Origin of the sequence: Nonomuraea sp. B10E15 (assembly GCF_039871615.1) — a bacterium.
Classification (GTDB): Bacteria; Actinomycetota; Actinomycetes; order Streptosporangiales; family Streptosporangiaceae; genus Nonomuraea.
Window position 1 is genome coordinate 115,412 of record NZ_JBDPMB010000003.1, and the last position, 24,249, is coordinate 139,660.

Annotated in this window: 20 protein-coding genes and 1 pseudogene; 12 read left to right on the top strand and 9 right to left on the bottom strand. The window is 72.1% G+C overall.

Annotated features, from left to right (window positions below; all coding sequences use genetic code 11):
• The first annotated feature begins 65 nt into the window (after positions 1-65).
• Both ABGB14_RS13440 and ABGB14_RS13445 read left to right on the top strand, forming a co-directional pair.
• Positions 66-773, top strand: a complete 708-nt coding sequence (locus tag ABGB14_RS13440; RefSeq protein ID WP_347643945.1) for a hypothetical protein — start codon at positions 66-68, stop codon at positions 771-773.
• A 43-nt stretch (positions 774-816) separates the two neighbouring features.
• Positions 817-1,365, top strand: a complete 549-nt coding sequence (locus ABGB14_RS13445; protein ID WP_347643946.1) for a GNAT family protein — start codon at positions 817-819, stop codon at positions 1,363-1,365.
• Here the strand turns inward: ABGB14_RS13445 and ABGB14_RS13450 are convergent.
• A complete protein-coding gene (locus ABGB14_RS13450) occupies positions 1,362-1,877 on the bottom strand; it encodes a hypothetical protein (RefSeq protein WP_347643947.1) in 516 nt (171 codons plus the stop codon). The two genes, ABGB14_RS13445 and ABGB14_RS13450, sit on opposite strands and share 4 nt — an antisense overlap.
• A 113-nt stretch (positions 1,878-1,990) precedes the next feature.
• On the opposite strand from ABGB14_RS13450, the gene ABGB14_RS13455 reads away from it, so the two are divergent.
• Positions 1,991-2,446 (top strand): hypothetical protein, encoded by a 456-nt coding sequence (locus ABGB14_RS13455; RefSeq protein WP_347643948.1) that lies wholly within the window; start codon positions 1,991-1,993, stop codon positions 2,444-2,446.
• A gap of 2 nt (positions 2,447-2,448) precedes the next feature.
• Here ABGB14_RS13455 and ABGB14_RS13460 read toward each other — a convergent pair whose 3' ends face one another.
• Positions 2,449-8,760, bottom strand: a complete 6,312-nt coding sequence (locus ABGB14_RS13460; RefSeq protein WP_347643949.1) for a CHAT domain-containing protein — start codon at positions 8,758-8,760, stop codon at positions 2,449-2,451.
• A gap of 194 nt (positions 8,761-8,954) precedes the next feature.
• Between ABGB14_RS13460 and ABGB14_RS13465 the strand changes: the two genes are divergently transcribed.
• The gene (locus ABGB14_RS13465) at positions 8,955-9,359 is read left to right on the top strand and encodes a nitroreductase family deazaflavin-dependent oxidoreductase (RefSeq protein WP_347643950.1); all 405 of its coding nucleotides are present in this window, start codon (positions 8,955-8,957) and stop codon (positions 9,357-9,359) included.
• Positions 9,360-9,372: 13 nt separating this feature from the next.
• Here the strand turns inward: ABGB14_RS13465 and ABGB14_RS13470 are convergent, their stop codons facing one another.
• Both ABGB14_RS13470 and glgA read right to left on the bottom strand, forming a co-directional pair.
• Entirely contained in the window at positions 9,373-9,561 is a 189-nt protein-coding gene (locus ABGB14_RS13470) for a hypothetical protein (protein WP_347643951.1), read from the bottom strand.
• Positions 9,558-10,730 carry a glycogen synthase gene (gene glgA / locus ABGB14_RS13475; protein ID WP_347643952.1) on the bottom strand — a complete coding sequence of 391 codons (1,173 nt, stop codon included), beginning with the start codon at positions 10,728-10,730 and terminating at the stop codon, positions 9,558-9,560. Before glgA ends, ABGB14_RS13470 begins: the two co-directional genes overlap by 4 nt.
• Before the next feature lie 208 nt (positions 10,731-10,938).
• Here glgA and glgC point away from each other — a divergent pair, with 208 nt between their 5' ends.
• Positions 10,939-12,174 (top strand): glucose-1-phosphate adenylyltransferase, encoded by a 1,236-nt coding sequence (gene glgC / locus ABGB14_RS13480; protein ID WP_347621076.1) that lies wholly within the window; start codon positions 10,939-10,941, stop codon positions 12,172-12,174.
• Between the two features lie 270 nt (positions 12,175-12,444).
• Here the strand turns inward: glgC and ABGB14_RS13485 are convergent, their stop codons facing one another.
• Positions 12,445-13,233 (bottom strand): hypothetical protein, encoded by a 789-nt coding sequence (locus ABGB14_RS13485; protein ID WP_347643953.1) that lies wholly within the window; start codon positions 13,231-13,233, stop codon positions 12,445-12,447.
• A gap of 353 nt (positions 13,234-13,586) precedes the next feature.
• Between ABGB14_RS13485 and ABGB14_RS13490 the strand changes: the two genes are divergently transcribed.
• On the top strand, positions 13,587-15,065 hold the full coding sequence (locus tag ABGB14_RS13490; RefSeq protein ID WP_347643954.1) for an Nramp family divalent metal transporter: 1,479 nt from the start codon (positions 13,587-13,589) through the stop codon (positions 15,063-15,065).
• A gap of 339 nt (positions 15,066-15,404) precedes the next feature.
• Here ABGB14_RS13490 and ABGB14_RS13495 read toward each other — a convergent pair whose 3' ends face one another.
• Complete coding sequence (locus ABGB14_RS13495; RefSeq protein ID WP_347643955.1) at positions 15,405-16,304, bottom strand: hypothetical protein; 900 nt, start codon at positions 16,302-16,304, stop codon at positions 15,405-15,407.
• A 226-nt stretch (positions 16,305-16,530) separates the two neighbouring features.
• Entirely contained in the window at positions 16,531-18,084 is a 1,554-nt protein-coding gene (locus tag ABGB14_RS13500; RefSeq protein WP_347643956.1) for an MFS transporter, read from the bottom strand.
• Between the two features lie 162 nt (positions 18,085-18,246).
• Here ABGB14_RS13500 and ABGB14_RS13505 point away from each other — a divergent pair, with 162 nt between their 5' ends.
• Positions 18,247-18,492 carry a hypothetical protein gene (locus tag ABGB14_RS13505; RefSeq protein WP_347644359.1) on the top strand — a complete coding sequence of 82 codons (246 nt, stop codon included), beginning with the start codon at positions 18,247-18,249 and terminating at the stop codon, positions 18,490-18,492.
• Here ABGB14_RS13505 and tnpA read toward each other — a convergent pair.
• Positions 18,446-18,863, bottom strand: a pseudogene (tnpA, locus tag ABGB14_RS13510) (IS200/IS605 family transposase). The gene ABGB14_RS13505 and the pseudogene tnpA overlap by 47 nt on opposite strands.
• 22 nt (positions 18,864-18,885) lie before the next feature.
• On the opposite strand from tnpA, the gene ABGB14_RS13515 reads away from it, so the two are divergent.
• The 3 genes from ABGB14_RS13515 to ABGB14_RS13525 are packed head-to-tail and all read left to right on the top strand — an operon-like array spanning position 18,886 to position 20,333.
• The gene (locus tag ABGB14_RS13515) at positions 18,886-19,053 is read left to right on the top strand and encodes a helix-turn-helix domain-containing protein (RefSeq protein WP_347643957.1); all 168 of its coding nucleotides are present in this window, start codon (positions 18,886-18,888) and stop codon (positions 19,051-19,053) included.
• The gene (locus ABGB14_RS13520; RefSeq protein WP_347643958.1) at positions 19,007-19,912 is read left to right on the top strand and encodes a transposase; all 906 of its coding nucleotides are present in this window, start codon (positions 19,007-19,009) and stop codon (positions 19,910-19,912) included. Before ABGB14_RS13515 ends, ABGB14_RS13520 begins: the two co-directional genes overlap by 47 nt.
• Entirely contained in the window at positions 19,893-20,333 is a 441-nt protein-coding gene (locus ABGB14_RS13525) for a hypothetical protein (protein ID WP_347643959.1), read from the top strand. Before ABGB14_RS13520 ends, ABGB14_RS13525 begins: the two co-directional genes overlap by 20 nt.
• A 99-nt stretch (positions 20,334-20,432) precedes the next feature.
• Here ABGB14_RS13525 and ABGB14_RS13530 read toward each other — a convergent pair whose 3' ends face one another.
• Complete coding sequence (locus tag ABGB14_RS13530) at positions 20,433-21,398, bottom strand: sporulation protein (protein WP_347643960.1); 966 nt, start codon at positions 21,396-21,398, stop codon at positions 20,433-20,435.
• Between the two features lie 287 nt (positions 21,399-21,685).
• Here ABGB14_RS13530 and ABGB14_RS13535 point away from each other — a divergent pair, with 287 nt between their 5' ends.
• Together ABGB14_RS13535 and ABGB14_RS13540 are read left to right on the top strand one after the other, a co-directional pair.
• On the top strand, positions 21,686-22,726 hold the full coding sequence (locus ABGB14_RS13535; protein WP_347643961.1) for a PP2C family protein-serine/threonine phosphatase: 1,041 nt from the start codon (positions 21,686-21,688) through the stop codon (positions 22,724-22,726).
• A gap of 151 nt (positions 22,727-22,877) precedes the next feature.
• Positions 22,878-24,245 (top strand): xylan 1,4-beta-xylosidase, encoded by a 1,368-nt coding sequence (locus tag ABGB14_RS13540; protein WP_347643962.1) that lies wholly within the window; start codon positions 22,878-22,880, stop codon positions 24,243-24,245.
• The last annotated feature ends 4 nt before the right edge of the window (positions 24,246-24,249 follow it).

The window sequence follows — 24,249 nt, forward strand, 5'->3', positions numbered from 1 at the left end:
CGCCTGTGAGCCTGCCTGTACGCGAACGTGCCCCCCGGCCGGGAGGCGGTCGCCACCGCCGTCCCGTGCCCACGTCCTTGCCGTCGGACGCCCCCCTGCTCGTGCTCGCCACCCCGGGCGACACCGCCGGAGTGGCCGAGGAGATCGCGGCGGTCGTACGCGTCGACCACCCGCAGATCGAGGTGCGGCTGAAGAGCGTCACCGACCTTGCCGACTCGCTGCCCTCCGGCCGTGACGCCGTCGTCGTGCCGCTGCTCACCTGGGAAGACCCCGTCGTCATGGCGGAGATCGGCAAGGCCGTCGCGGCCAGCGGCTCGGGAGCCGTCGTGACCGAGGCGCTCGGGCCGCACCCGCTGCTGGCCGAGGCGCTGCACATCCGCCTCGCCGAGCGCGGCCTGGCCAGGGTCGACCGCGTACGCCTGCTGAACGTCTCCAGCCCCACCGACGCCGTCATCCTCGGCACGGCGGGCGGCCAGCGGGCCGTGCAGGCCGTGCAGGCCACCGCGGTGCTCCTGGCCTCCAGGCTCACGCTGCCCGTCCTCGCCGCCTCGATGGACAGCGAGCCCGGCGTCGTCCTCGCGGCCCGGCAACTGCGCAAGGCCGGCGCTGAGCGCCTCGCCATCGCGCCCTGCATCATCGGGCATGAGGCCCCGCAGGGCATCGTCGAGCAGGCGGCCGCGGCGACCAACGCCGGGCACGCGGAGCCGCTCGGCTCCCACAGCGCCATCGCCGAACTTGTCGCGCGAGCTTACGGAAGTCAACTCGCCACTTGACATCCACTTGTAGAGATCGCGGGACTTCCGTTACCGTCTGCGCATGCGGCGTGTCCTGTGCGAGGGTGAACGGTTGGGCCTCCGTGACGTCACGGAGGCCGACGTCACCGCCCTGCACGCCGTCTACGGCGACCCCGCCGCGACCCAGCACATGCCCTTCACCCCGCGCGGCCTGCACGAGGTGACCGCGCTGGTCCAGCAGGCCATGGAGGCCGCCTGCGCCGAGCCGCGCCGCCTCTACGTGCTGGCCGTGATCGACGCCGGGCGCCGCGACGTGATCGGGGTGGCCCGCCTGCGCGTCGAGGCCGACCACCCGCACAGCGCGGAGATCGGCTTCGGGCTCCATCCCGGCCAGTGGGGCCGGGGCATCGGCACCGACCTCGTGCGCCTGCTGCTGAAGTTCGGCTTCAAGCAGCTCGGGCTGCACCGCATCTGGGGCGCCCGTTCCCCCGCCAACCTGCCGGCGCAGCTCGCGATGCTGACGGCGGGCATGGTCGAGGAGGGCCGCATCCGCCACCACCTGCACACGCCGCACGGCTGGCGCGACTCCATCGTGCACTCGGCGCTCGAGGACGAGTGGACCGAGCGCTAGACGCCCCACCCCTTGACGACCAGGGCGGCGACCTGCGCGGGAGGGCCCGCGCCGGCGTCCACGGCGTAGTCCTCGACCTGGGCCGCGTCCAGAATCGATGCCAATTCCCCGGCCCTCTCCAGGTGCCGGTCAAGTGACCCGGGATCGTTGGTGTGGCGTGTTCTCAGCCGCTCGCGTACCTCGGGGAGAGCGGCGTGGAGCCGGCAGACCGTGAGCGGGACACCCAGCACCTCCGCGTAGGAGGCGCGCTCGGCGCGGCTCTCGACGACGCCGGCGAGGACCAGCCGCTGCGCGCCCGCGGCCAGGAAGTTGGCCGCCACCGGGCGCAGGTTGCGCATCGTCAGGGCCCCGTTGAAGGGATCGCCGGGGGGCGCGGGCCAGGCCCGGCGGAGCCAGTCGACGTCGATGACCGCGTTGGGCACGCCGGCGTCGGACAGAACGTCGCCGGCGGCGTCCGCCACCGACGTCTTCCCCACACCCACGGTGCCGGTGATCAGGAGAGCCTCAGCCACTTACGTGACCTTACCGCTCTTACCGGGCGGACCCGCCGGGCAGGCGGAGTGGCGCGATCCGCGATTGTCGGTGGGGCGTCCTACGATGAGCCTCCTCACGGAGGGAAACTGCCATGCTCGACGCGCTGATCGTGCCCCTGTTCGTCACCACGGACCTGCCGCCGGGGGCGGAGCTGGCCGAGTTCGGGGAGCTGCTCGCCGAGACGGCGCGCGTGCTCGGCCACGACGGCGCGGGCTACGCCGCGTTCCTGGCGGGGAAGGTGTTCTGGCTCGACCGGCCCGTGCTGCCGGGGCAGCGTCCCGCGGCCGAGACGGAGCTGCGCTTCACCGGGATGCTGGGCCGTCTCGCCGCCTCGGGCACCGGCCACACCGCGCGCAGCGTGGTCCGCGACCTGCGACAAGCGATCGGCGAGGCCGTGACCGGGCGCTACGGCGACGTGGGCGTCGCCCCCGCCGTGTTCGCGATCCGCGACCAGGACGTCCGGGAGCGCACGCCCGGCACCGCCCTCTCCATCGACACCCGCGACGCCGCGGCCGAGCTGGTTAGCGCGGCCCGCCCTTACCTCTAGGCTCAGCAGGGCAGGCCGACCAGCACGTACGGCGCCCAGAGGTCGGGCTCGGCGGAGCCGTAGAGCTCGCGCAACCCCAGCACGGCCGAGCGCAGGGCCCGCGCCTCGCCCTCGCCGTCGCGCCGCCTGGCGTAGAAGTCGCGCAGGAGAGCCAGGGTGATCTCGGGCGCCACCGGCCAGAGCGCCAGCAGCGCCGACCTGGCCCCCGCGTTCAGGAACGCGTGCCCCAGCGCGGCCACGTCCTCCGCACCGGGAACGGCCACCCGGGCACCCCCGCGGACCTGCGCACGGGCTTCCTCCCCGGTCTGCTCGTGGGTGGTGAGGACCACGAGGCCGGCGTCGACGTCCATGCCCATCAGCCGCCTGGCCGTGAGCAGGCCGTCGGCGAGCCGGACGCCGGAGCCGAAGGGGTCGCCGCCCTGACCGAACACGCCGTGGCACGCCAGGTGCAGCACGTCCCACGTGCCGGGCAGAAGTGCCGAGGTGGCGGACGGGCCGGTGCGGGGCCTGGTGCCGAGCAGGGCGGCCACCTCCTCCGCCTCGGCCTCCACGGGAGCCTTCGCGCCGTCCCCCCGCGGGAAGCCCAGCACCAGCGAACTCCCGCCACCAGCCCGGGGTCGCCGCGCCAGGCGGGCCAGGACGGCGGCGGACGGGGCGTAGGCGACGGGAAACCGTTCGATCAGCGTCCGGCCGTCCGGGGCGAGCGCGTGGAGCGGGATGCCGTGCAGTTCGGCGTGCGGGAGGAGGTGCACGAGGTCGAGGTCGTCGCCGAAGGCTTGGAGCGCCTCCCGCAGCAGCAGATCGGCCAGCCGCTTCCAGAGGTCCGCGCGCCGCCGCCGCGCCTCGACGTCCAGCAGTCCAGGCCGCTCGCGCGCGGCGGCGAGGAAGTCGCTGAGGACATCCCGGCCCGCGGCGGTGGGAAACACCCGCGGCTCGGCCCAGCCCGTGCGATGGGCGAACACGGTGACGGCGCCTTCCCCCACGGAGAACCCGAGCAGTCCAACGGCCCCCCGGGAGGCGGCGCCGGTGCCGGCCGGAGAGCGCACGGCCGGCCCGGGCGCGACGAGGGCGTCCAGCTGGGCCCGGCCGGGCGGGGCGCCCAGCCGTAGCGCCACGTGGATCGGGGCCGGAGGTTCCGTGCGCCGCCACGACGACTCCACGTCGGCCCTGGCCTCGCGGGCGCGCCGGATCAGCTCCGCCGCCTGCTCCGGGTCCCGGGTGTTGCGGGCTGCCGTCATGAGCGTGCGCACCGCGTCGAGCCCTCGCCGCCCGGCCTCCAGCATCTCGCCCGGCCCCTCCGCGGCCGCCGGGCCGGGCTCGCCTCGCACGGGAACGGGACGCGACGCGCCGCCCGGCCGAACGGAGGCCGGGCCGGGCTGTTCCGGGGTGTCGCCGCTGCCTTCGGGCGGGCGCGGCGGGGGGTCGAGGTGGGCGGCCAGCGTCTCGAGCTTGACGCGTTCGAGGATGGTCCAGGCGGTCAGGCCGCGGCGAAGACGTACGGCGAGGTCGAAGGCCCGGTCACGGGCGGGCAGGTGGCCGAGCTCGAAGGCGCGTTCCGCGTCGGCCAGCGCGGCGGGCAGGTCGCCGAGCGCCTCCGCGGCCAGGGAACGATGGTGGCAGGCGACGCCCAGCTCCAGGTCGTGCCCGAGTTCGGCCAGCAGGTCGATGGCCGTGGACAGCCGCAGGCGGGCGCGGGCGTACGAGGAGGTCGTGACGTCGCGCGCGCCCAGGCGGCTCAGCGCGAGGGCCCTGCCGGGGCGGTAGCCGAGCTCCTCGGCCAGGGCCAGCGCCTCCTCCAGGAGCCTTGGCGCCCGGGCCGGGCTCAGACGGGCGAGGGCGATCAGGGCCAGCACCACGCCGTGACCCCTGCCATGAGCACGTTCCAGGGTCAGGCACCGTTCGGCGAGCGGCTTGGCCTCGTCCGGTTCCCCGCGCAGCGTGCGGACCAGGGCCAGGTCAGCGTAGGCGTCCGCGAGCCCGGTCCGGACGCCCAGTTCCTCGCTGATGGACAGCGCCTGCTGGTAGCGGGACGCCGCCTCGTCCAGTTCGTCCAGCCTGAGGTGGAGGGCGGCCCGTCCGGCGAGGAGCGGGGCTCTCAGGGCGCGCCAGACCGGGGCGGCGGCCAGGGCGAGTCCCTCGTCGAAGGCGTTCGCGGCGTCCTGCCACCGGGCCTGCGCGGTGAGCGTACGGCCGAGCAGGTCAAGGGCCTGGACCAGCCGGACCGGGAGGGCCGACCGGGTTGCCCTGGCCAGGCTGACGGCTTCGGCGAGGTGCCGGACCGCCTCGTCCGTCCGTCCGAGGTCACTGACCGCCGCCCCCAGGTTCCGCAGGTGCTCGATCCGGTGGCCGTCGCGTAGCCGGTGGCCGCGCGCCGCATGGTCGCGTGCGGCGATCGGGTCTCCCAGGGCGCGGCAGAGGGTGGAGAGCTTGGCCAGAAGGTACGAGCGTTCCTCCGTGCTCTCGACGGGCTCCGCCGGAGCGGAACCCGGACCCGTCCCGGCGACATCCGGCTCGACCGGGGCCGGGTCGGCGAGGGCGCGCTCCGCGGCGGTGAGCGCCTCCTCGGCGAGGGTGCGGGCCGCCGGCAGGTCGCCTGCGGCCTCCGCCTCCTCGATCCGCAGCCAGAGCTCCAGCCGCTCCGCCCTGGCGTCCCGGCCGCCGCCCGCCCGCGAAGTGGTGAGCGCCTGGTCGAGGGTGGCACGGCCGCGGGTCACGTCGCCGAGGGCCAGCTGGATGGCGGCCAGCCGGGACAGGACTTCGACGTCCAGTTCCCCCGCCACGGGCACGATCACCTCGAACGGCACCCCCACCACGTCCCCGGCCGTCTCCAGCCCGGCCAGGCCGGTCTCCAGCGCGGCCCTGGCGCGGCGGAACTCGCCTTGCCGCTCCAGCGCGAAACCGAGCCGGGTGGAGGCGAGCGCCGCCAGCCGGTCCTGGCCGCCTTCGCGGTAGCCCGCCATGGCCTGCTCCAGCGCGGTCACCTGCGCGGGCACATCGCCGGTGAGCGCGGCCAGCGCCGCCAGCCGATCGCGTACGACGGCCTCTTTGACCGGGTCGCCCGCGGCCGCCCCGAGCGCGGAGCGCAGGCGTTCCGCCGCCTCCCGCAGGTCCCCGAGCCGCACGTCCAGAGCGGCCCTGCCCAGGGCGGCGGTCAGGAGCGCCTCGCGATCGCCCGCGACGGCGGCCAGCTCCGAGGCCCGGTCGAGGTCCGCCGAGGCGTCCTCGGCACGGTCGAGCACGGCCAGGCAGGCGGCCCGCATGGTGAGCGCCGTCGACTCCTTGGCGGGGGCGCGCAGCCGGGCCAAGGCCTCCGCCGCGGCGCCGAAGTACTCCAGTGCCCGCTGCGGCTCGCCCTCCGCGTACGCGAGCGCGCCCAGGTTGTACCGGACGGATCCGGCCCCGTCGTCGTGGCCGGCGGCCTCGTACTCGCGCTCGGCCAGTTCGAACGCGAACCGCGCGCCGGCCGTGTCACCGCGTTCACGGCGGCGCTGCGCGATGCGGTACCACTCGTCGGCGGGCTCGCGGCGCCGTCCCCTCCGCCGTACGATCTCCACCAGCCGGGTCTCGCAGGCGGCCGCCTGTGCCCGGTGGCCGCGCCCGGCCAGGATGACGGCGTGCGCGTCGAGCGTCCTGCAGGCTTCCTCCCACGCTCCCGCCGCCTCCAGCTCCCTGGCGCAGGCGGTGATGCGCTCGCCGGCCGCCGTGAGGTCGCCCTGGTCGACGGCCGCCCTGGCGGCGGGCACCAGGGCCATGGCCGCACGTTCGGTCTCGCCCAGCTCCGCGTACAGCTCGCGGGCCCTGGCCGTGCGGGCCACGGCCGCGGCGGGGTCGCCGGCGGCCAGGTGGGCGCCGGCCGCGCGCTCCTGGTGGGAGGCCTCCTCGGCGGCCAGCCCGGCGTCCTCGCACAGGGCGATGGCGCGCAGGTGCTCCTCGACGGCTCCGGCCGGGTCGCCGGAGCGCAGGTGAACGGCGGCCTTCCTGCCGAGCTGGAGCGCCTCGGAGCCCGGCTCGCCCAGCTCGCGGTAGAGCGCGGCCGACCGTTCGTACGCCTCCAGCGCCCGGTCGAGCCGGCCGGCGTCCTCCTCCCCTGCTCCCTGCTCGGACAGCGCGTACGCCATCCGCGAGCGCGACCCCGCCTCCTCGAACGCCGCGCAGGCCCGGGCCAGCACGTCACCGGCGAGGTGCGGACGGCCCAGCTCGGCCAGCCGCGACGCCACCTGGAGCAGGTGTTCGCCGCGCTCCCCGGGCGCTCGCGTCCGCCGTTCGGCCAGCCGCAGCAGTTTGCCCGCCGTCTCCTCGTCCGGCGAGCGCAGGGCCAGCTCGGTCGCGGCCTGCGCGAGCCGCTCGTCCACCGCCGCCGGTTCCGGCTGCTCGACCAGGCCGTCCAGCAGGTCTCCCAGCCGCGGCAGCAGGCCGGAGCCGCCGCCGGCGGCGGCGGCCGGGGCGGGGATCGGTGTGGCCAGGATCAGGGCTTCGCTCAGGTCGTCGGCGTCGCCGCGCGCGGAGAAGCGGGCCAGCAGGGCCTCCCCCAGCGCCTGCTGGGCGGGGGCCGGGTCCCGGGCGATCTTGAGGGCGAGTTCGGCCGCCTGGCGGGCGGAGTCCACGGCGTCGTCCAGGTCCTGCGTCCGTCCCGCCCGCTCTGCGCGCCACCGCAGCACCTCGGAGATCAGCCTGTACGCCTCCGCCCGCAGCGCCGGCCGGTCGCCGGCCGTCAGGGCCTCGCGCAGCGCGGTGACGGCCTCGTCGGCACTCTCCGCGGTGAGACGCAGCCGGAGCGCCCGGCCGAGCAGCAGCAGCACCTCGGCCCTGGCCGCGTGGCGCCGGTCCTGGGCGGCGAGCGCCGCGTGGGCGGCCGCGACCGGCTCGGCCGGATCACCGCCGGTGGCGACGGCTCGGTCGAGCAGCGCGTTCGCCAGGCCGGCGAGCAGGCGGGCACGCTCGGGGTGACCGGTGGGCGCGAGCGCGGCCCCCTCGCGTGCGGCGCCGACGGCGGCGTCCAGGTCGGCGAGGTCGCCGGTGACGGCGTAGCGCCTCCTGCGGCGCTCGCCCAGCAGAACGAGCCGCGCGACGGGGTCCGCGCCGAGCCCCCGGATCGTCTCGCCGGGCGTCACGCGGATCGCCTCCAGCATTTCCGTGCCGGCTTCGAGCGAGCGCTCGTCCCCCGTGACCACGTACCACTCGACCAGCCCGGTCGCGTACGGAGCCACCACCCCGGACGTGGCCCACGGCTCGTGCCAGAAGTCCAGCGCGCACTGCCCCACCCTGATGAACGCCAGCAGGTCGCCGTCCGCCAGCGACCGGTCGGCCCGGTCACGGGTGAGGTCGACGAGCGCGCGCAGCGCCTGCGACCTGTCCTGGCTGCCCGGAGGGCTCTGCGCCGCCCCCAGATAGGCCCTGACCAGTTCCTCGTCGCCGGGCGCGGCGCGGCTGAGCGCGTCCGCCAGCTCACCCGTGTGGGCGACGGGGTCGGCAAGTGCCGCCCGGAACAGCAGGTGCACGGCGTCGTCGGCGGCCTCGGGCGCGCCCGTCTCCTCGTGCAGCCGCACCAGGCCGCTCCCCAGCGCGGACAGCGCGCGTGGGGCCCACGCGGGGCCGGTCGCACGCATGCGCCCGTCCGGGCCGGCGGATCCGGCGGTCCGGTCGCGCTCGGGCTCAGACCCGACGGGCTCAGGCTCGGCGGATCCTGATGCTCCGGCCGGTTCGTCCGCTCCGCCGGTGCCGGGCGGCCGCACGGGGCCAGGCGAACCGGCGGGATCACCGGCTCGCGCCGGGCCCGGCGAAGACGCGGGGTCAGGCGGACGTGCCGGTTCGGGCGAGCGGGCCGGATCGGATGGGCGTACGGACTCCTGCAGCAGCAGCTCGCCCAGCCGCTCGGCGACCTCCTCCGCCCCCGGACGCGCCACCGCGTGCCGGACCAGGGCCTCGATCAGCAGCCCGACGTGCGGGTACCCACCCGGGTCCACCAGCCGGAAGATCTCCTCGACCAGACCGGCCCAGCCGGCGGCCGAGTCGCCGGAAGGCATGCTGGAGCCGCGCAGCCGCTCGGGCAGCCGCCCCGGGTCGAGCAGCGCCACGGCGGCGAAGAACGCGCCCGCCACCGCGGCGTCCTGCGTGACGCGCTGGTCGAGCCGGTAGCGGGCGAGGTGCAGCATGCCGATCAGGCGCCATGCGGCGGCGTCGGAGCGGTCGCCGGCGCACGCGCGCATCGCCTCCTCGGCCTCGGCCAGCGCCGCGGGATCCCAGATCAGCTCGGGATCAGCGGCCTGCTCGAAGCGTTCGATGCGGGCGGCCAGCGCCTCGGCCGGATCGGTCATGGCCAAAGGCTCTCACCAGCGTGCGCCCGCGTACAGACATGCTGATCACGGTGTCGGCTCGATCCGGGAGACGCCGGACATCGGCAGGTCGAACGCCGGCGTGACCGGCCCGCCCGCGACGGCGACCGCCAACTTCTCGTACAGACCCTGGCACGTCACGGTGAGGTCACGCCGGTCGCGGGTAGACAGGATCCATGCTCTACGGCAAGGAACATGTCCAGCGCTATCAGGAAACCGATGGCGCCGAAGGACACGACTGGAACAACACCACAGTGCTCCTTCTCACCACCAAGGGCCGCAAGTCGGGCCGGCCGTACACGACGCCGCTCATCTACCAGCGGCACGGCGACGACCACGTGATCGTGGCCTCCAAGGGCGGCGACCCCGACCATCCGGAGTGGTACAAGAACCTGCTCGCCAACCCGGACGTCGACGTGCAGGTGAAGGACCAGCGGTTCAAGGCCCGCGCCCGCACGGCGGCCCCTGGGGAGAAGCCGGAGCTCTGGCGGCTGATGACGGCCACCTGGCCGGACTACGACAACTACCAGCGCCAGACCGACCGCGAGATCCCGGTCGTCGTCCTGGAACGCATCCACTGACGCGCCACGAGCGCTATTCCACCGGGACGAACTCCACGTAGCCGTTGCTCCACCCCGCGTACCACTCATATGTCTCCGGGACGGTCAGCCCTCGAGAGATCATCGTCTGCTGGAACATTCTCAGCAGTTCCTCGGAGCTGGCCGTCGCTTCACCGCCTGCGGTCAGCTCGACCGTGCCGGTTCGCGGGCAGGCAGAACTCACGCGAGCAAGGATGTGTAGAGGTCGCGCGTGCGGTGGGCGATGCGCGACCAGGAGAAGTGTCCGACCGCGCGGGCGCGGCCGGCCCGGCCCATCGCCTCGGCGCGGGACGGGTCGCCGAGCAGGGCGTTGACGCGTTCGGCCAGGTCGGCGGCGAACCGCTCGGGGTCGTGCGGCGTGCCGTCGCCGCTCTGGGAGATGGGCACCAGCAGCCCGGTCTCGCCGTCGGCCACCACCTCGGGGATGCCGCCCGTCGCGGTCGCGACCACGGCCGTCTCGCAGGCCATCGCCTCCAGGTTGACGATCCCCATCGGCTCGTAGACCGACGGGCACACGAACACCGTCGCGTGCGTCAGCAGCTGGATCACCTCCGGCTTGGGCAACATCTCCTGGATCCAGAACACCCCGTCGCGGTCGAGGCCACGCACCAGGGCGGTCACCTCGGCGGCGATCTCCGGCGTGTCGGGCGCTCCCGCGCAGAGCACGAGCTGGGCGCCGCGGTCGAAGGAGCGCGCCGCGTGCAGGAGGTGGACCAGGCCCTTCTGGCGGGTGATGCGGCCGACGAACACGACGTAGGGCCTGCCCGGGTCGACGCCGTGCTTCTTCAGCACGTCGAGGCCGGGGTCGGGGGCGTATTCCGCGGTGTCGATGCCGTTGTGCACGACGGTGACCCTGCCGGGCGGGATCTCGGGGTAGGCGGCCAGGACGTCGCGTCGCATGCCCTCCGACACCGCGATCACCGCGTCGGCCGCGGCCAGGGCGGTGCGCTCGGCCCACGACGAGATGGTGTAGCCGCCGCCGAGCTGCTCGGCCTTCCACGGCCGCAGCGGCTCAAGGCTGTGCGTGGTGACCACATGGGGGATGCCGTGCAACATCTTGGCGACATGCCCGGCGAAGTTGGCGTACCAGGTGTGCGAGTGAACGACGTCCGCGCCCTCGCAGGCGGCGGCCATCTCCAGGTCGACGCCGAGCACCTGGAGCGCGGCGTTGGCGCTCTCCAGCCCGCCCGGCACCCGGTAGGCCGCGACCCCGGCCTCGGCGCGCGCGGCCCCGAAGCAGCGCACCCGCACGTCGGCCAGTTGTCGCAGCTCCCTGGCCAGGTATTCCATGTGCACCCCGGCTCCGCCGTAAACCTCCGGCGGGTACTCACGGCTGAGCAGATCAACGCGCATGACACGACCTTATGGCGGCCGCATCCGGCGGACCACCACAAGGGGCGGGTGTTGCGCCGTTGGCCGGTTCTGCCCGCCCGCGACACGTCGGGGAGGCCCTGCCCGGGAAGCTCCGGCGGGCACATTGATCCGCAAATCCGGACACGCGCGAATGCCGCCGTGCGGGCTTTCGTCGATAGATCGGCCATTTGAGGGTAGCGTCCAGAACATGAGGTCCCGGAAGGTGCTTGCGGTCGTGCTGGCAGGTGGAGAGGGCAAGAGGCTCATGCCGCTCACGGCGGATCGGGCCAAACCGGCCGTGCCGTTCGGGGGAATGTACCGGCTCATCGACTTCGTGCTGTCCAACCTGGCCAACGGCGGCTTCCTGAAGATCGTCGTGCTCACGCAGTACAAGAACCACAGCCTCGACCGGCACGTGTCGCGCACCTGGCGGCTGACGGCGATGCTGGGCAATTACGTCACCCCGGTGCCCGCACAGCAGCGGCTCGGCCCGCGCTGGTTCTCCGGGTCGGCGGACGCGCTCTTCCAGAACCTCAACCTGATCTACGACGAGATGCCCGAGCACGTGATCGTGTTCGGGGCCGACCACATCTACCGGATGGATCCGCAGCAGATGGTCGAGCAGCACGAGGACTCCGGCGCCGACGTCACCGTCGCGGCGATCCGGCAGCCGCTGTCGCTGGCCGACCAGTTCGGCGTGATCGAGACCGACCCCGAGGGACGCCGGATCGTCGCCTTCAGGGAGAAGCCGAAAGACGCGGTGGGGCTGGCCGACTCGCCCGACGAGGTGTTCGCGTCGATGGGCAACTACGTGTTCAAGACGCAGTCGATGATCGACGCCTTGCGCGAGGACGCGCTCGACCCCACGAGCAAGCACGACCTGGGTGGAAACATCATCCCCATGCTGGTCAAGTCGGGCGGGGCCGACGTGTACGACTTCGCGCACAACATCGTCCCCGGCTCCAGCGAGCGCGACCGGGGCTACTGGCGTGACGTGGGGACGCTCGACGCCTACTACGACGCCCACATGGACCTCATCTCGGCCCACCCGGTGTTCAACCTCTACAACGACAAGTGGCCGATCTTCACCGGGCACGACCCGCTGCCGCCCGCCAAGTTCGTGCACAACGACGGCGACCGGGTGGGGCGGGCGATCGACTCGCTGGTGTCGCCCGGCGTGATCGTCTCCGGCGGGACGGCGATCCGGTCGGTCCTGTCGCCCAAGGTGGTGCTCCACTCGCACTCACGGGTGGAGGACTCCGTCCTGATGGAGAACGTCAAGATCGGCAGGGGCGCGGTGGTGCGCAAGGCGATCATCGACAAGAACGTCGTCATTCCCGACGGCGCGCGGATCGGCTTCGACCTCGAGTACGACCGCACCCGGTTCGCGCTGACGCGGGGCGGGGTCGTGGTCATCGGCAAGAACGAGATCGTCGACCGGTAGGCGGGCGGATCCCGGCGCGGTCGCGGCGGGCGGCATTCAGGCGGCCGGGAGTCACGGTGTCCCGCGTCGCCGGCGGCGCTGCCCGGAAGGGGGGACCGGGCCGGCGCCGGAGCGCCGGGCGGCAGTGTCACAAAGGTCGTCAACAGGCAGGGGAGCCCGGACTTCCGGGGAAGGGTCCCGGGCCACGTGGCCGTGTCCCGGGACCGCACGAATCGGCCCGAACAGGATCGAACCAACCCTTGTCAGCGCTGGCTCAGCCAGGCCGTCCGCTTAGTGCTGGCCGTACCAGATGCCAGGCCAGGCGTACGGGTTCCCCCAGGGGCGGTAGCCATGGTGCGGCCAGCCCCAGTGGTGGTGCGGACGGTAGCCATGGTGGTGGCGGTCACCGTGGTGCCCGCGCTTCCAGTCCCTGGCGTACCTGTCGTCCTCCATGGCCTCCAGGTCGGTGGTGTCGTGCTCCTCAGCCCGCTGGGCATCCTCGGAGTGCCACGCCTCCTCGGACTCGGCGGCCTCCTCGGACTCCCAGCCCTCCTCGGATTCGGCGGCCTCCTCCGCCTGCCACGCCTCCTCGGACTCAGCGGCCTCCTCAGAGTGCCAAGCCTCCTCCGACTCAGCGGCCTCCTCCGACTCCCAGGCCTCCTCCGACTCAGCGGCCTCCTCAGAGTGCCAAGCCTCCTCCGACTCAGCGGCCTCCTCCGACTCCCAGGCCTCCTGGGACTCAGCGGCCTCCTCAGAGTCCTCCGACTCCCAGGCCTCCTCGGACTCAGCGGCCTCCTCGGAGGTCTCCGCCTCCTCCGACTCCCAGGTCTCCTGCGACTTCTCCGGCTCGCGTACGTCGTAGGCGGCTTCGGTTTTCTCCGCTTCCTCGACGTTCCGGGCTTCCGCGGCTTCCTGGTTTTCCGCGGTCTGAGCCGTCATGTCGCCGTAACGGAAGGCCTTGCGCTTGTGACGGTCGTCGGTGCGCTCGCGGCGGTCGGAGCAGGCCTCCTGGTCGTGACGGGACGCGTGGACGCCCCACTTGTCGATGCGGAGTGTGTGGGTGGCGTCGGACACGCTCAAGGCGCAGGTGACCTCATCAGCGTGGGCAGGAGCGGCTATGGCGACTAGCGCGGCGGCGGTGGCCAGAGCGCCACCTGTGGCTATGAGCTTACTTCTCACGTTCTCCCCCTGTTATCACGAAGTGACAAGCATTAATCACTCTAAGTAGTCGCTCTCGTAACGTCGTGTAACGCCACGCGAGGAACGTCTCACCGCTTTGCCGGATGTCTCGGGACAAGATCGACGCTCATGCGGCGGCGTCCGGTACCCGCCGGAGTGCCCCGTCCCGGCCCGCCGCGGGCGCGCTCCGTCCGCATGATTGGGCCTTGCTGCGGCCGTGGTTCGGGATCACTGTGAACGCAGGAGGCAGTGAGATGTCGCACCCACTCGGAGTCAGCCGCCCGGATCTCGAAATCACCGACCTGCCCACGCCCGAGGAGGTCTTCAAGGTCTCCAGGATCGGCCCCAAGGAACTCTTCAAGTACGCCGTCGGCCCGAGCCTGATCGCTCTCGGCATCTCGATCGGCAGCGGCGAGTGGCTGCTCGGGCCCCTGAGCGTGGGCCAGTACGGCTTCATCGGCGTCGGCTGGGTGATCCTGGTCTCGGCGCTGCTGCAGACGTTCTACAACGTCGAATGCTCCCGGTACATCCTCGCGACGGGTGAGACGCCGGTCGTCGGCTGGGGCCGGGTGCCGCCGGGGTGGCCCCTCTGGGTGCCGCTCTCGGTGGTGATCGTGATCTTCGCGTTCATCGCGGGCGGCTGGGCCTCGTCGGCGGGGGACGGCGTGTACGCGCTGATCCACGGTGCGCCGCCGCCCGCCGGGGAGCTGGAGCCGCGCTGGTGGGCCGTCGCCCTGCTGGTGCTGGTGTTCGTCATCACCGCGCTGGCCCGCCGGATCAGCCGCGTGCTGGAGCTGGCGAACTGGGTGATGGTCGGCTCGATCCTGCTCGCCCTGCTGGCCGTGGACCTGCTCGTGGTGCCGTTCAGCCAGTGGTGGGAGGGCATTCTCGGTTTCATCACCCCGGCCGCGCCACCCGCGGGGATCACCGCCACGCAGCTCGGCGGCCTGGCCGGGTTCACCGCGCTGGCCTCCGGCCTCAACTGGTACGTCATGGGCCACTACCGCGACAAGGGCTACGGCATGGGCCACCGGGTCGGCTTCATCTCCGGCCTGCGCGGCGATCGGCGCGAGATCCTGGCCAGCGGCGTCACGTTCCCCGACGACGAACGCAACCGGGGACTGTGGCGCAGGTGGTACCGGCTGCTGATGGTCGACATGTGGGGCGTGTTCTTCGTCGGCGCCATCCTCGGCATGCTGCTGCCCACGATCCTCATGTCGCACGCCGTCACGATGTCGGGCGAGAAGCCGACGCGGGAGAACGTACCGACGTTCGTGGCCTCCGTGCTGGGCGCGGAGTACGGCCAGGCGGTCTTCTTCATCGGGCTGCTGCTGGGCGTGCTGGTGCTGTTCTCGACGCAGCTCGGGATCTTCGAGGCGATGGTCCGGGTCACGACGGACGCGGCCAACGCCACGAGCCCGCGCCTGCGCGCCCTCATCCAGGGCGACCCGCGGCGCTTCTACTACCCGTTCATGATTCTGCTGCTGATCGTCATCTCGGTCATCATCTTCCAGTCGCTGCCGGTGGCCCTGGTGGAGTGGTCGGCCAACATGTCGAACCTGGGCGCGCTGCTCTATCCGTTCCTGCTGATGTACCTGAACAGCAAGCTGCCGCGCCCGGCCCGCCCGCGGCCGTGGCACTACGTGATCCTCGTGCTGAACTTCCTGTTCTTCGGGTTCTTCTTCGTCAACTTCATCGCCGACTTCGTCGGGGACCCGCTGGTGACGTTCTAGCCGTCACGGAAACACGTGCACGTAAGCCGAAGTGACCTGGTTCCCTCCCGGTGCCCTGCTACTTGTCGCGGACTTGTCAGCGCATCGGAGGGAACCTTCTCATGCCTTGTCGTTCGGCCGCCTGACCCGTCCCGCCGGCCTGGGGCTCGCGGTGGCGCTCGGTGCCACGCTGTGCGCCGGGGTCGCGGTCACGCGGACGCCGCTCTACTCCATCTCTGGCGAACGAGCCGGGTTGGAAGCTCGACGGCCCGCTGCTCTACCAGTTCGGCCAGGCCGGCTGGCACGCGCGGACGGAGAGCGCGCCGGGCTCCCCGGCGCGCTCTCCGTCGTTCCCGCCCCTCAGCGGCGGAAGATGTCCAGCAGCTCCTCGGCGCGGGGGGTGCGGGCGATCCACACCTCACGTCCGCGCCGCTCCCTGCTGATGAGCTGGGCGGCGATGAGCCGGTCGCAGTGGTACGTGATGCTGCTGGGCGCCACCTGCATGTCGCCGGCCAGCATGCTCATGGTCATGGGCTGCCCGATCGCGCAGAGCAGGTCCGCGCGGACCGGCCCCATCAGCGCCGACAACTCGCCGTGCGCCGTTCCCGCGGGCCGGTGCCAGAGCTGGTCCGCTCCGGGCACCGGGTAGGCGATCCACACCGCGTCCTCGTTGTCCAGGCTGACGATGACCGCGTCCTTGCCGGCCAGCATGGGCACCAGGACGATCTTCCTGTCGCCCAGCTCGTACGTGCTGGACTCGACGTCGGCGATGAGCAGCCCGCGCTCGCCGTACGTGATGCGGTGGTTGAGCGCGCCGAGCAGCAGTTCCGGGCCGCCGCGGACGGAGGCGACGCCGACCCGCCGGATCTCCCGGTCCAGCAGGGGGCGGGCGCGGCGCCACAGCGGTTCCGTGGTGTCCCAGACGTCGGCGAGGGCGCCGGCGTAGCCGTGCAGCCAGCGGTCCGGCCGCTCGGCCGCGGGACGCCAGTGGGCCGGCAGCGGCCTGTCGCCGAATGCCTGCTCCAGGTCCTTGATCAGGGCGTCGCGCGGGAGGTCGCGCAGGGTGTCGATCTGGTCCTGCACCGAGACGTCGCCGCCGGTGGGCGTACGGGGCACGAGGCTGTCGGGGACCACCGAGTAGCCGGGGGCGGCGAGCGGCCGTACGGCCTGGTGTCCCTGCGGCCGGACACGCGCTCTGATCGTCTTGCGCCAGAGCTCCGGCAGGCCGCGGCGGCGTCCGGCGAGCGCGTCGGAGATCATCGCCAGGGCGGTGAGGTGCGGTGAGATCGAGATGGACAGCTAAGGCGCGGAGGTCATGCGCAGTTCGCTCCACACAGCGGTGCTGGTTACGTCGGACTCCTTGAAGTCGGGGAACTCGATCAGGTGCACATCAACCTATTCCTGCCGCTTTCTTCTGACTTACAGTCCAGTTACACCATGAAGCGGCAGGTCAGCGCACGCGCAGGAGGCGGGCCGACCAGGCCGGTCATCTGGCCGCGTGCTCGACCTCCGGCGTGGGAGGGGCGGAGCCGATCGGCGGGACGCGACGCAGCGACGTGACCGCGAGCACCGCGGCCGCCAGCATGATCACGGCGCTCGCGGCCCCGGCGGCGGCCAGCCCGTCGGAGAACGCGCTCCTGGCCGTCGCGAGCAGTTCGGCGGCGACCCCCGCGGGCTGGTCCGCGGCGGCTCCGACAGCCCCGCCGAGGGTGTCGCGGGCGGCGTCCGCGGCCGCTTCCGGCGTTCCCTCCGGTACGGACAGGCTCGCCCGGTAGACGATCGTGGCGAGGCTGCCGAGCACGGCGAGCCCGAGCGCGGCGGAGAACTCCTGCCCGGTCTCGGAGAGCGCCGAAGCGGAGCCGGACCGTTCCGGCGGGGCGGCGCCGACCACCATGTCGATGCCGAGCACCATCAGCGGGGAGCTGCCGGCGAAGAACATCGACTGCCCGATCACGACGTACGCCAGCCCGCTGGAGCTGCCCGCCTGGGTGAACAGGAGCATGCCGAGCACGCCGACCGCCAGCCCGCCCGCGATGACGTGGGCCGGGCGGAACCGGCGGGCCAGCACCGGGGTGACGGCGAAGCCGACGATCACCGTGGCGCTCATGGGCAACATCCAGAGCCCGGCCTCGAGCGGGGACAGCTCCTCGACCAGCTGCAGGTACTGGCCGGCGAGCAGACCCAGCCCCGGGCCGATCATGGTGACCAGCATGAGCGTGCCGAGGGATGCGCTGAACTTGCGGTCGCCGAACAGCTTCAGATCGAGGAGCGGGTCGGCGAGCAGCCGCTGGCGCCGGATGAACACGACCCCCAGGGCCAGTCCCGACACGATGCCGGCCGCCGGGCCCCAGCCGAGCCCGCCGGCGGCGAGCTCCTTCACGCCGTAGATGGCGGGCAGCACCGCGGCCATCGAGAGCACCACGCTCACCAGGTCGATGCGGCCCGAGCCAGGGTTGCGGTATTCAGGCAGCAGGAGCGGCCCGGCCACCAGCAGCACCACCATGACGGGCACGTTCACCAGGAAGACCGACCCCCACCAGAAGTGTTCCAGCAGCACGCCGCCGACCAGCGGCCCGATCACCATGCCGCCGATGAACCCGGTCATCCACAGGCTGATGGCCCGGGTACGCTGCCCCGGATCCCGGAACATGTTGCTGATCAACGACAGCGTGGACGGCATCAGCGTGGCGCCGGCGACGCCGAGCAGGCCCCTGGCCACGATCAGCGCCTCCGCCGTCGGCGCGTACGCCGCGAGCGCCGAGGCACCCGCGAACGCGGCGCCGCCGATCAGCAGGATCTTCCTGCGCCCGACGCGGTCGCCGAGCGTGCCCATCGTGATGAGGAAACCAGCGATGAGGAACCCGTAGATATCGGAGATCCACAACAGCTCCGAGCCGGTCGGCCGCAGATCCTCGGTCAGCGCCGGCACGGCCAGGTGCAGGACGGATATGTCGATCGACAGCAGCAGGGTGGGGAGGATGAGCACGGTCAGGCCGGTCCATTCCCGCCAGCCCGCCTGTGCGGGGGCAATCTCCTTCATGCCGGCCACGGTAGGACCTCAAGTCGAGTTGAGGTCAATTCTGCTCACAGGTTATAACCTGCGACGCTTCTCTCCCTCTATAACCACACATGTCATGCCCAAGGGTGATGAAGTGGCCTTGTACCAAGAGGGCGAGGTGCGCATAGAGGTTATAACGTTCCCATGGACCCAGGCCCAACGGCGATGCGCGAACCGGCGGCCGAGTACGGCCCGCTCGGCACCGGCCATCTGGGCTGCGTCATCGCGCAGCAGGCGCTGGTGGCCAACACCACCGGGCGCGGCGGCCACGACGCCGCGTTCGTACCGCGTAGCGGTGCAGGAATAGCCCGGTTCGCCGCCAGGCGGACCGGCGTCTTGTGGTTCAAAGGGGACGGGTTTGCTGCTCGATGGACTGGCGCAGGACACTGATCGGAGCGCCGCCCACGCTCCCAGCGAAGTACGAGCCCGACCACAGCTTGTTCGCCCGGTAATAGTGGGCGGCCAGTTCGGGAAACTCCTGGCGCATCCGCCGGGAGGAGACTCCCCTTCAGCGAGTTGACCAGTTTCGACAGGGCGATCTTGGGCGGGAAGTTCACCAGCAGGTGGACGTGGCCGTGCCCCCCCGTTGAACTCGCGTAGCTCGGTCTCGAAGTCGGCGCACACCGATCTCATGATCTCTTCCATGCGGGTCAGATGAGTGCCGGTGAAGACTCGATGCCGGAACTTCGTCACGAAACCAAATGAGCATGTAGAACGAAAACGCAGTGACTGCCGGTCCTAATCTCGCTGTCCTCGGCCATAAACCAACTGTATTCTGGCCGGGTGCAGTTGCGGTACTCCTACCGGATCGACCCGACACCGGCCCAGCAGATCGCGCTGGCGCAGGCGTTCGGGTGCGCCCGCGTGGTGTTCAACGACGCGCTGCGCATGCGTAACTCCGCCCATGCGGCCGGGCCCGAAGATCGCACCGCCCCGGTTCCGGTCGCATAAGGACAACCAGCAGGCGATCCGCTTCACCAAGAACGCCCGCTTCTCCATCACCGGGCAGGGCAAGCTGCGCCTGCCGAAGATCGGGGACGTGGCGGTGCGCTGGTCGCGGGAACTGCCCTCACCGCCATCCAGCGTGACCGTGATCAAAGACGCGGCAGGCCGGCACTTCGCCTCGTTCGTGATCCAGGTCGCCGAGACAGTCCTGCCCGCCACCGGCGCGGAGACCGGGATCGATCTCGGGCTCGGGCATTTCGCCGTCCTGTCCGACGGCCGGAAGATCGACTTGCCCCGGTTCCTGCGCCGGGCAGAGAAGAAGCTCAAGAAACTCCAGCGGGATCTGTCGCGCAAACAGAAAAGATCAGCCAACCGGGGCAAGGCTCGCACGAAGGTCGCCCGCCAGCACGCCAAGGTCACCGACGCGCGCCGTGAATTCCACCACCAGCTCTCCACAAAGATCATCCGCGAGAACCAAGCGGTGTACGTGGAGGACCTGGCGGTCAAGGGACTGGCCCGCACCAGGCTGGCCAAGAGCGTCCATGATGCCGGATGGAGTCGGTTCGTCGGCATGCTGGAGTACAAGGCGCACCTGTACGGACGGACCTTCGCCAAGGTCAGCCGGTGGTTCCCCTCCTCCAGGCTCTGCTCGGCCTGCGGAATCGTGGCTGAGGCAATGCCGCTGGCCGTGCGGGAATGGACCTGCGCCTGCGGCGCACGGCATGACCGGGACATCAACGCCGCCAGCAACATCCTGGCCGCCGGACGGGCGGACAGGCTAAACGCCTGTGGAGGGCCGATGAGTCCAGGCGCCGGCCCGGCACGGCCCGACGAAGCAGGAAGCCGTGGAAGTGCCGCCGCCTGAAGAGCGGCGACACAGGCCAGAATCTCCGGCCTTCGGGGCCGGGGAGCGCGTCAAACGTTCGCCGCCTCGCCCGGCCCGCGTCTTCCTGTGGTCGTGCGGCCTGTCCGCCGTACTCGTCGCGCTGTCGGCGGCGCTCGCGCGCAGCCCCCGCCCGATGGCCGGTGAGCAGGACGCGGGCGGCGACGTGCGCTCCCTGCTGCGCCGTCCCGGGCTCGCGCACGCGCTGGTGACGAGCTGCGTGGTGCTGGCGGCCGTCGCCATGCTGCTCACCCCCCTGCCGATGCCGCTGTGGCTGCTCGCGCCGGTGCTGGTCGTCCTGGGGTTCGGGCTCGGCGTGGGGCAGCCGCTGACCATGTCGTGGCTGGCCGAGCCGGCGCCGCCGGGCTCGTGGCGGCCGGCGCGGGCGCCGGGGGTGTGTTAGTGCTCACCGCGCTCGGCCTCGGCTGGGCCGGCGTCGCCGCCCGCCGCCTGCCCGTCGACCCCTGACCGGCCAGGCGGCGGCGCGTGTTTCAGCGGCGGGTCACCAGTCGCCGCCCTCCTCCTCGTCGCCCTCGAAGAACTCCTCGACGACCTCCTCCACGACCTCGCCCGCCACGAGACCGCCGACGACGCCCGCCGCGCCGGCCGCGGCGACCATGCCCAGGCCGGGCCCGCCGTGGTGCCCGCCGTGGTGTCCCTCGTGGTGGCCGTAGTGCTCATGGTGACCGCCGTGCCCGGCGTACTGGGACAGGCTGTCGAGCCAGCGGCCCAGCTCGCCCGCCCAGTCGGTGACGAGGGCGTCGTCGTGGCTGACGTGGAAACGGCCGATGGCGTCGCTGGAGGAGTAGTGGCCTGCGCGCTTGTCGGCCTCCAGCACGACCTGCAGCCCTGCCGGGTCGGCCACGAAGGTTACCTCGACCTCGCGGACCACCCCGGAGTAGGGGCCGGACGCGTAGAACTCGATCTCCTGGTAGAACGGCAGCTCCTGCCGCACCCCGTGAAGCTGCCCCGCCTCCAGGTCGGCCGACTTGAAGCCGAAGCCGAGCTGCAGGAACGCCTCCAGGATGCGCAGCTGCGAGGGCAGCGGCTCGACCGCCACCATGTCGAGGTCGCCCTTGTCGACGGCCTTGGCGATGGCCAGTTCCGTGCGCACTCCCACGGCCATGCCGGTCAGCGGCTGCCCGCCGATCTCGCTGATCGGCGTCTCCCACGGCACGGGGAACGCGAAACCGAGGACCCGCTCCTCGCCCTTGGCCAGCGTGAAAGGACCGGAGACCTCGGTGCGGGAGAACTCGCCGAGCCCCGCCTGCTCGCCGTCGCCGTGCTCGATCTCGACCCGGGCCACCAGCCCGAGCGTGATGTGCTCGATCTCGGCGTCGAAGTCGCCGCCTTTGAGCCGTACCTCCCCTTCCAGCGTGCCGCCCGGCCGGGCCCGGGCGGTGGACAGGACGGTGTCCACCGAGGGCGCGCCGACGCCGAAAGCACCCAGCATCCGTTTGAAGACCACGACTCTGTTCTCCCTGTGCAAGATCGGTTGTGTGCCGCTGACCCAACGATCTGTACCCGGCCGGAGTTCCGCTGGTCCAGCAGGTGTCGGAAGCGTCCCTCATGTCTGTTTCGTCGCGTCTCCGTGGAACCTCACCCGTACGACGCCGTCCCGCGCGGCCCGCAACCGACATGCGTTGAGCCATGCTTGTATATGGCCAATCATTGATGTTTCATTTTTCGTTGACCGGGATCGGTGGGCTGACAGTGGGCCGTGCGAGACACGCACATGGCGACGCGAGGGGGCAGATGAGATCCCTGCGGGCTCTGCGGTGGTTGCCCTTCGCCGTCATGTTCTGCGTCGCCGTCCTCGACGTGCTGGCGGGCCCGACGCTCATCTTCCTGCCGCTGCTCACGCTGGGCCCGGCCTTCGCCTCGTTGTCGGGCGGGGTGCGGCGGACCTCCGCGGTGGGCGCGGTGGCGCTGGCCATCTGCCTGTTCCTGGCGTCCTACAACGACCTGGTGCTCCACTGGCAGAACAACCTCACGGTCGTCAGCATCGCGGGCGTGACCGCGGCCAGCATGCTGGCCGCACACCTGCGGCTGGAGCGCGAGCGCGAGCTGGCCAGCGTCAAGCAGGTCGCCGAGGTCGCCCAGCGGGTGCTGCTGCGGCCGGTGCCGCGGCGGGCGGGAGATCTGCAGGTGGCGCTCTCCTACACCTCGGCGGCGGCCGAGGCCCAGATCGGCGGCGACCTGTACGAGGTCGTCACGACGCCGCACGGCGTTCGCCTGCTGATCGGCGACGTCCAGGGCAAGGGCCTGGCCGCGGTCGAGACGGCCGCCTGGGTGCTCGGCGCCTTCCGCGAGGCCGCCTATGACGAGGCCGAGCTGACCGACATCGGCGAGCGGCTGGAGGTCAGCCTGACCCGGCACCTGGACGACGAGCAGTTCGTCACGGCGACCGTCGCCGAGGTGCACGAGGGCGAGATGACGCTGGTGCACTTCGGCCATCCGCCGCCGATGCTCATCAGGCCCGACGGCACCTGCTCCACGATGGAGCCGCCCGAGCAGGGGCTGCCGCTGGGCCTCGGCGCCCTCGACGCCGCGGCGGCCAAGCCCCAGCGCATCCCGTTCGGGGAGGGCGACCGCATCCTGTTCGTCACCGACGGCGTCATCGAGGCCAGGGACACGGCCGGCCAGTTCTACCCGCTCACCGACCGCGCCGGGCTCCTGACGCTCACCGACCCGCAGGCCGCGCTGGACGCGCTGCGGGCCGACCTGGTGGAGCACGTGGGCGGGCCGCTGCTCGACGACGCCGCGATGTTGCTGCTGCACCGCCGCGGCTCGTGAGACCCGCGTCGCGGAAAGACGCCGAACGATAACGATTGACTGTGAACCAGGCGCTCGATGCGCCCCGCCTCCCCAGCCCGTGGAACGCTACTGGCGGCATGTCGACGGGAGGATCGGTGAGGCTCGGGTGACTTCGGGTGACCGTCAAGGGATGAGGCGGCGGCTCGGGCGGGCGGCCGCCTCGGCGGCGACCGCCATGGCCGTGGCTCTGGCCGTCACGAGCTGCTCGTTGCTGGGCCAGTCCCCGCAGCAGCGGCCTCCCACCGTGCAGAAGACCACCGCCGCGCCCCAGGCGTCGCCGGGCGCGAGCGGCCTGGCCGGGAAGCCGCCGCAGGTGGAGGACGGCTGGCCGCGCTGGGGGTTCACGCACACCGGCGTCAGCGCCAACAACATCACCCGGGAGTTCGAGCAGCGGGTGGCCGGCCGGTTCGCCAAGACCCCGATGCTGCAGAACCAGCACATCATGGGCTTCGGGGCCTTCAACCCCGAGCCGCACCCCGGGCGGTACGTCTGGGAAGACCTCGACAGCCGGATGAACCTCATGAGGCAGTCGGGCGCCACGCCGGTCATCACGCTCTGCTGCGCTCCCGACTGGATGAAGGGCGGCCCCGAGGGCCCGACGTCGGAGGAGGGCTGGGCCGAGCACCTGGAGGACGCCCCCTATCCCGAGCACTTCGACGACTTCGCCAAGCTGTCGGCGGCCGTCGCCACGCGGTACAAGGACGTCAAGTACTTCATGGTGTGGAACGAGTTCAAGGGCTTCTGGAAGGACCACTCCAAGCCCGCCGACTACAAGGGGTACACCGAGCTGTACAACAAGGTGTACGACGCGGTGAAGGCGGCGCGGCCCGACGCTCAGATCGGCGGCCCCTACCTCGGCTTCGACAGCAACAAGGGCGGCGACACCGAGCTGCGCGGCGAGTGGGGCGTCGTCAACCAGCACGTCCTCGACGCCTTCACGTACTGGTTCGAGCACAAGAAGGGCGCCGACTTCGTCGTGGTCGACGGCGCGTCGGTGACCGACGCCCACGAGCTGCTGCCTGACGAGTTCGGTGCGCTGAGCAAGTTCAGCGCGGTCACCCAGTGGTTGCGCGACAAGACCGGCGACCTGCCGGTGTGGTGGTCGGAGTGGTACTTCGTGCCGGAGGACGGCACCACGTGGCCCGAGCCCAAGCGGCTCGCCGTACAGGCCGCCTCGATGATCGAGTTCGCGCGGAGCGGCGCCGCCACGGCGCTCTACTGGAACCCGCAGGCCAAGGAGGGCAGCTGCCCGGCCTGCCTGTGGGAGCCGCGCACGGGCGCCGAGCAGCCCACGGCCAGGCTGGTGGCCGGCTTCACGAAGTGGTTCCCCGCCGGGGTCGAGCTGGAGGCGGTCACCTCCTCCGACGCCAAGGTCAGGGTGCTGGCCCAGCCGGAGCAGCTGCTGCTGGTCAACACCTCCGACGGCCAGGTGACGACGACCGTCGCCGGCACGCGGTTCACGCTCAAGCCGTACGAGATCAAGTGGAGCGGCCGCTGACCGG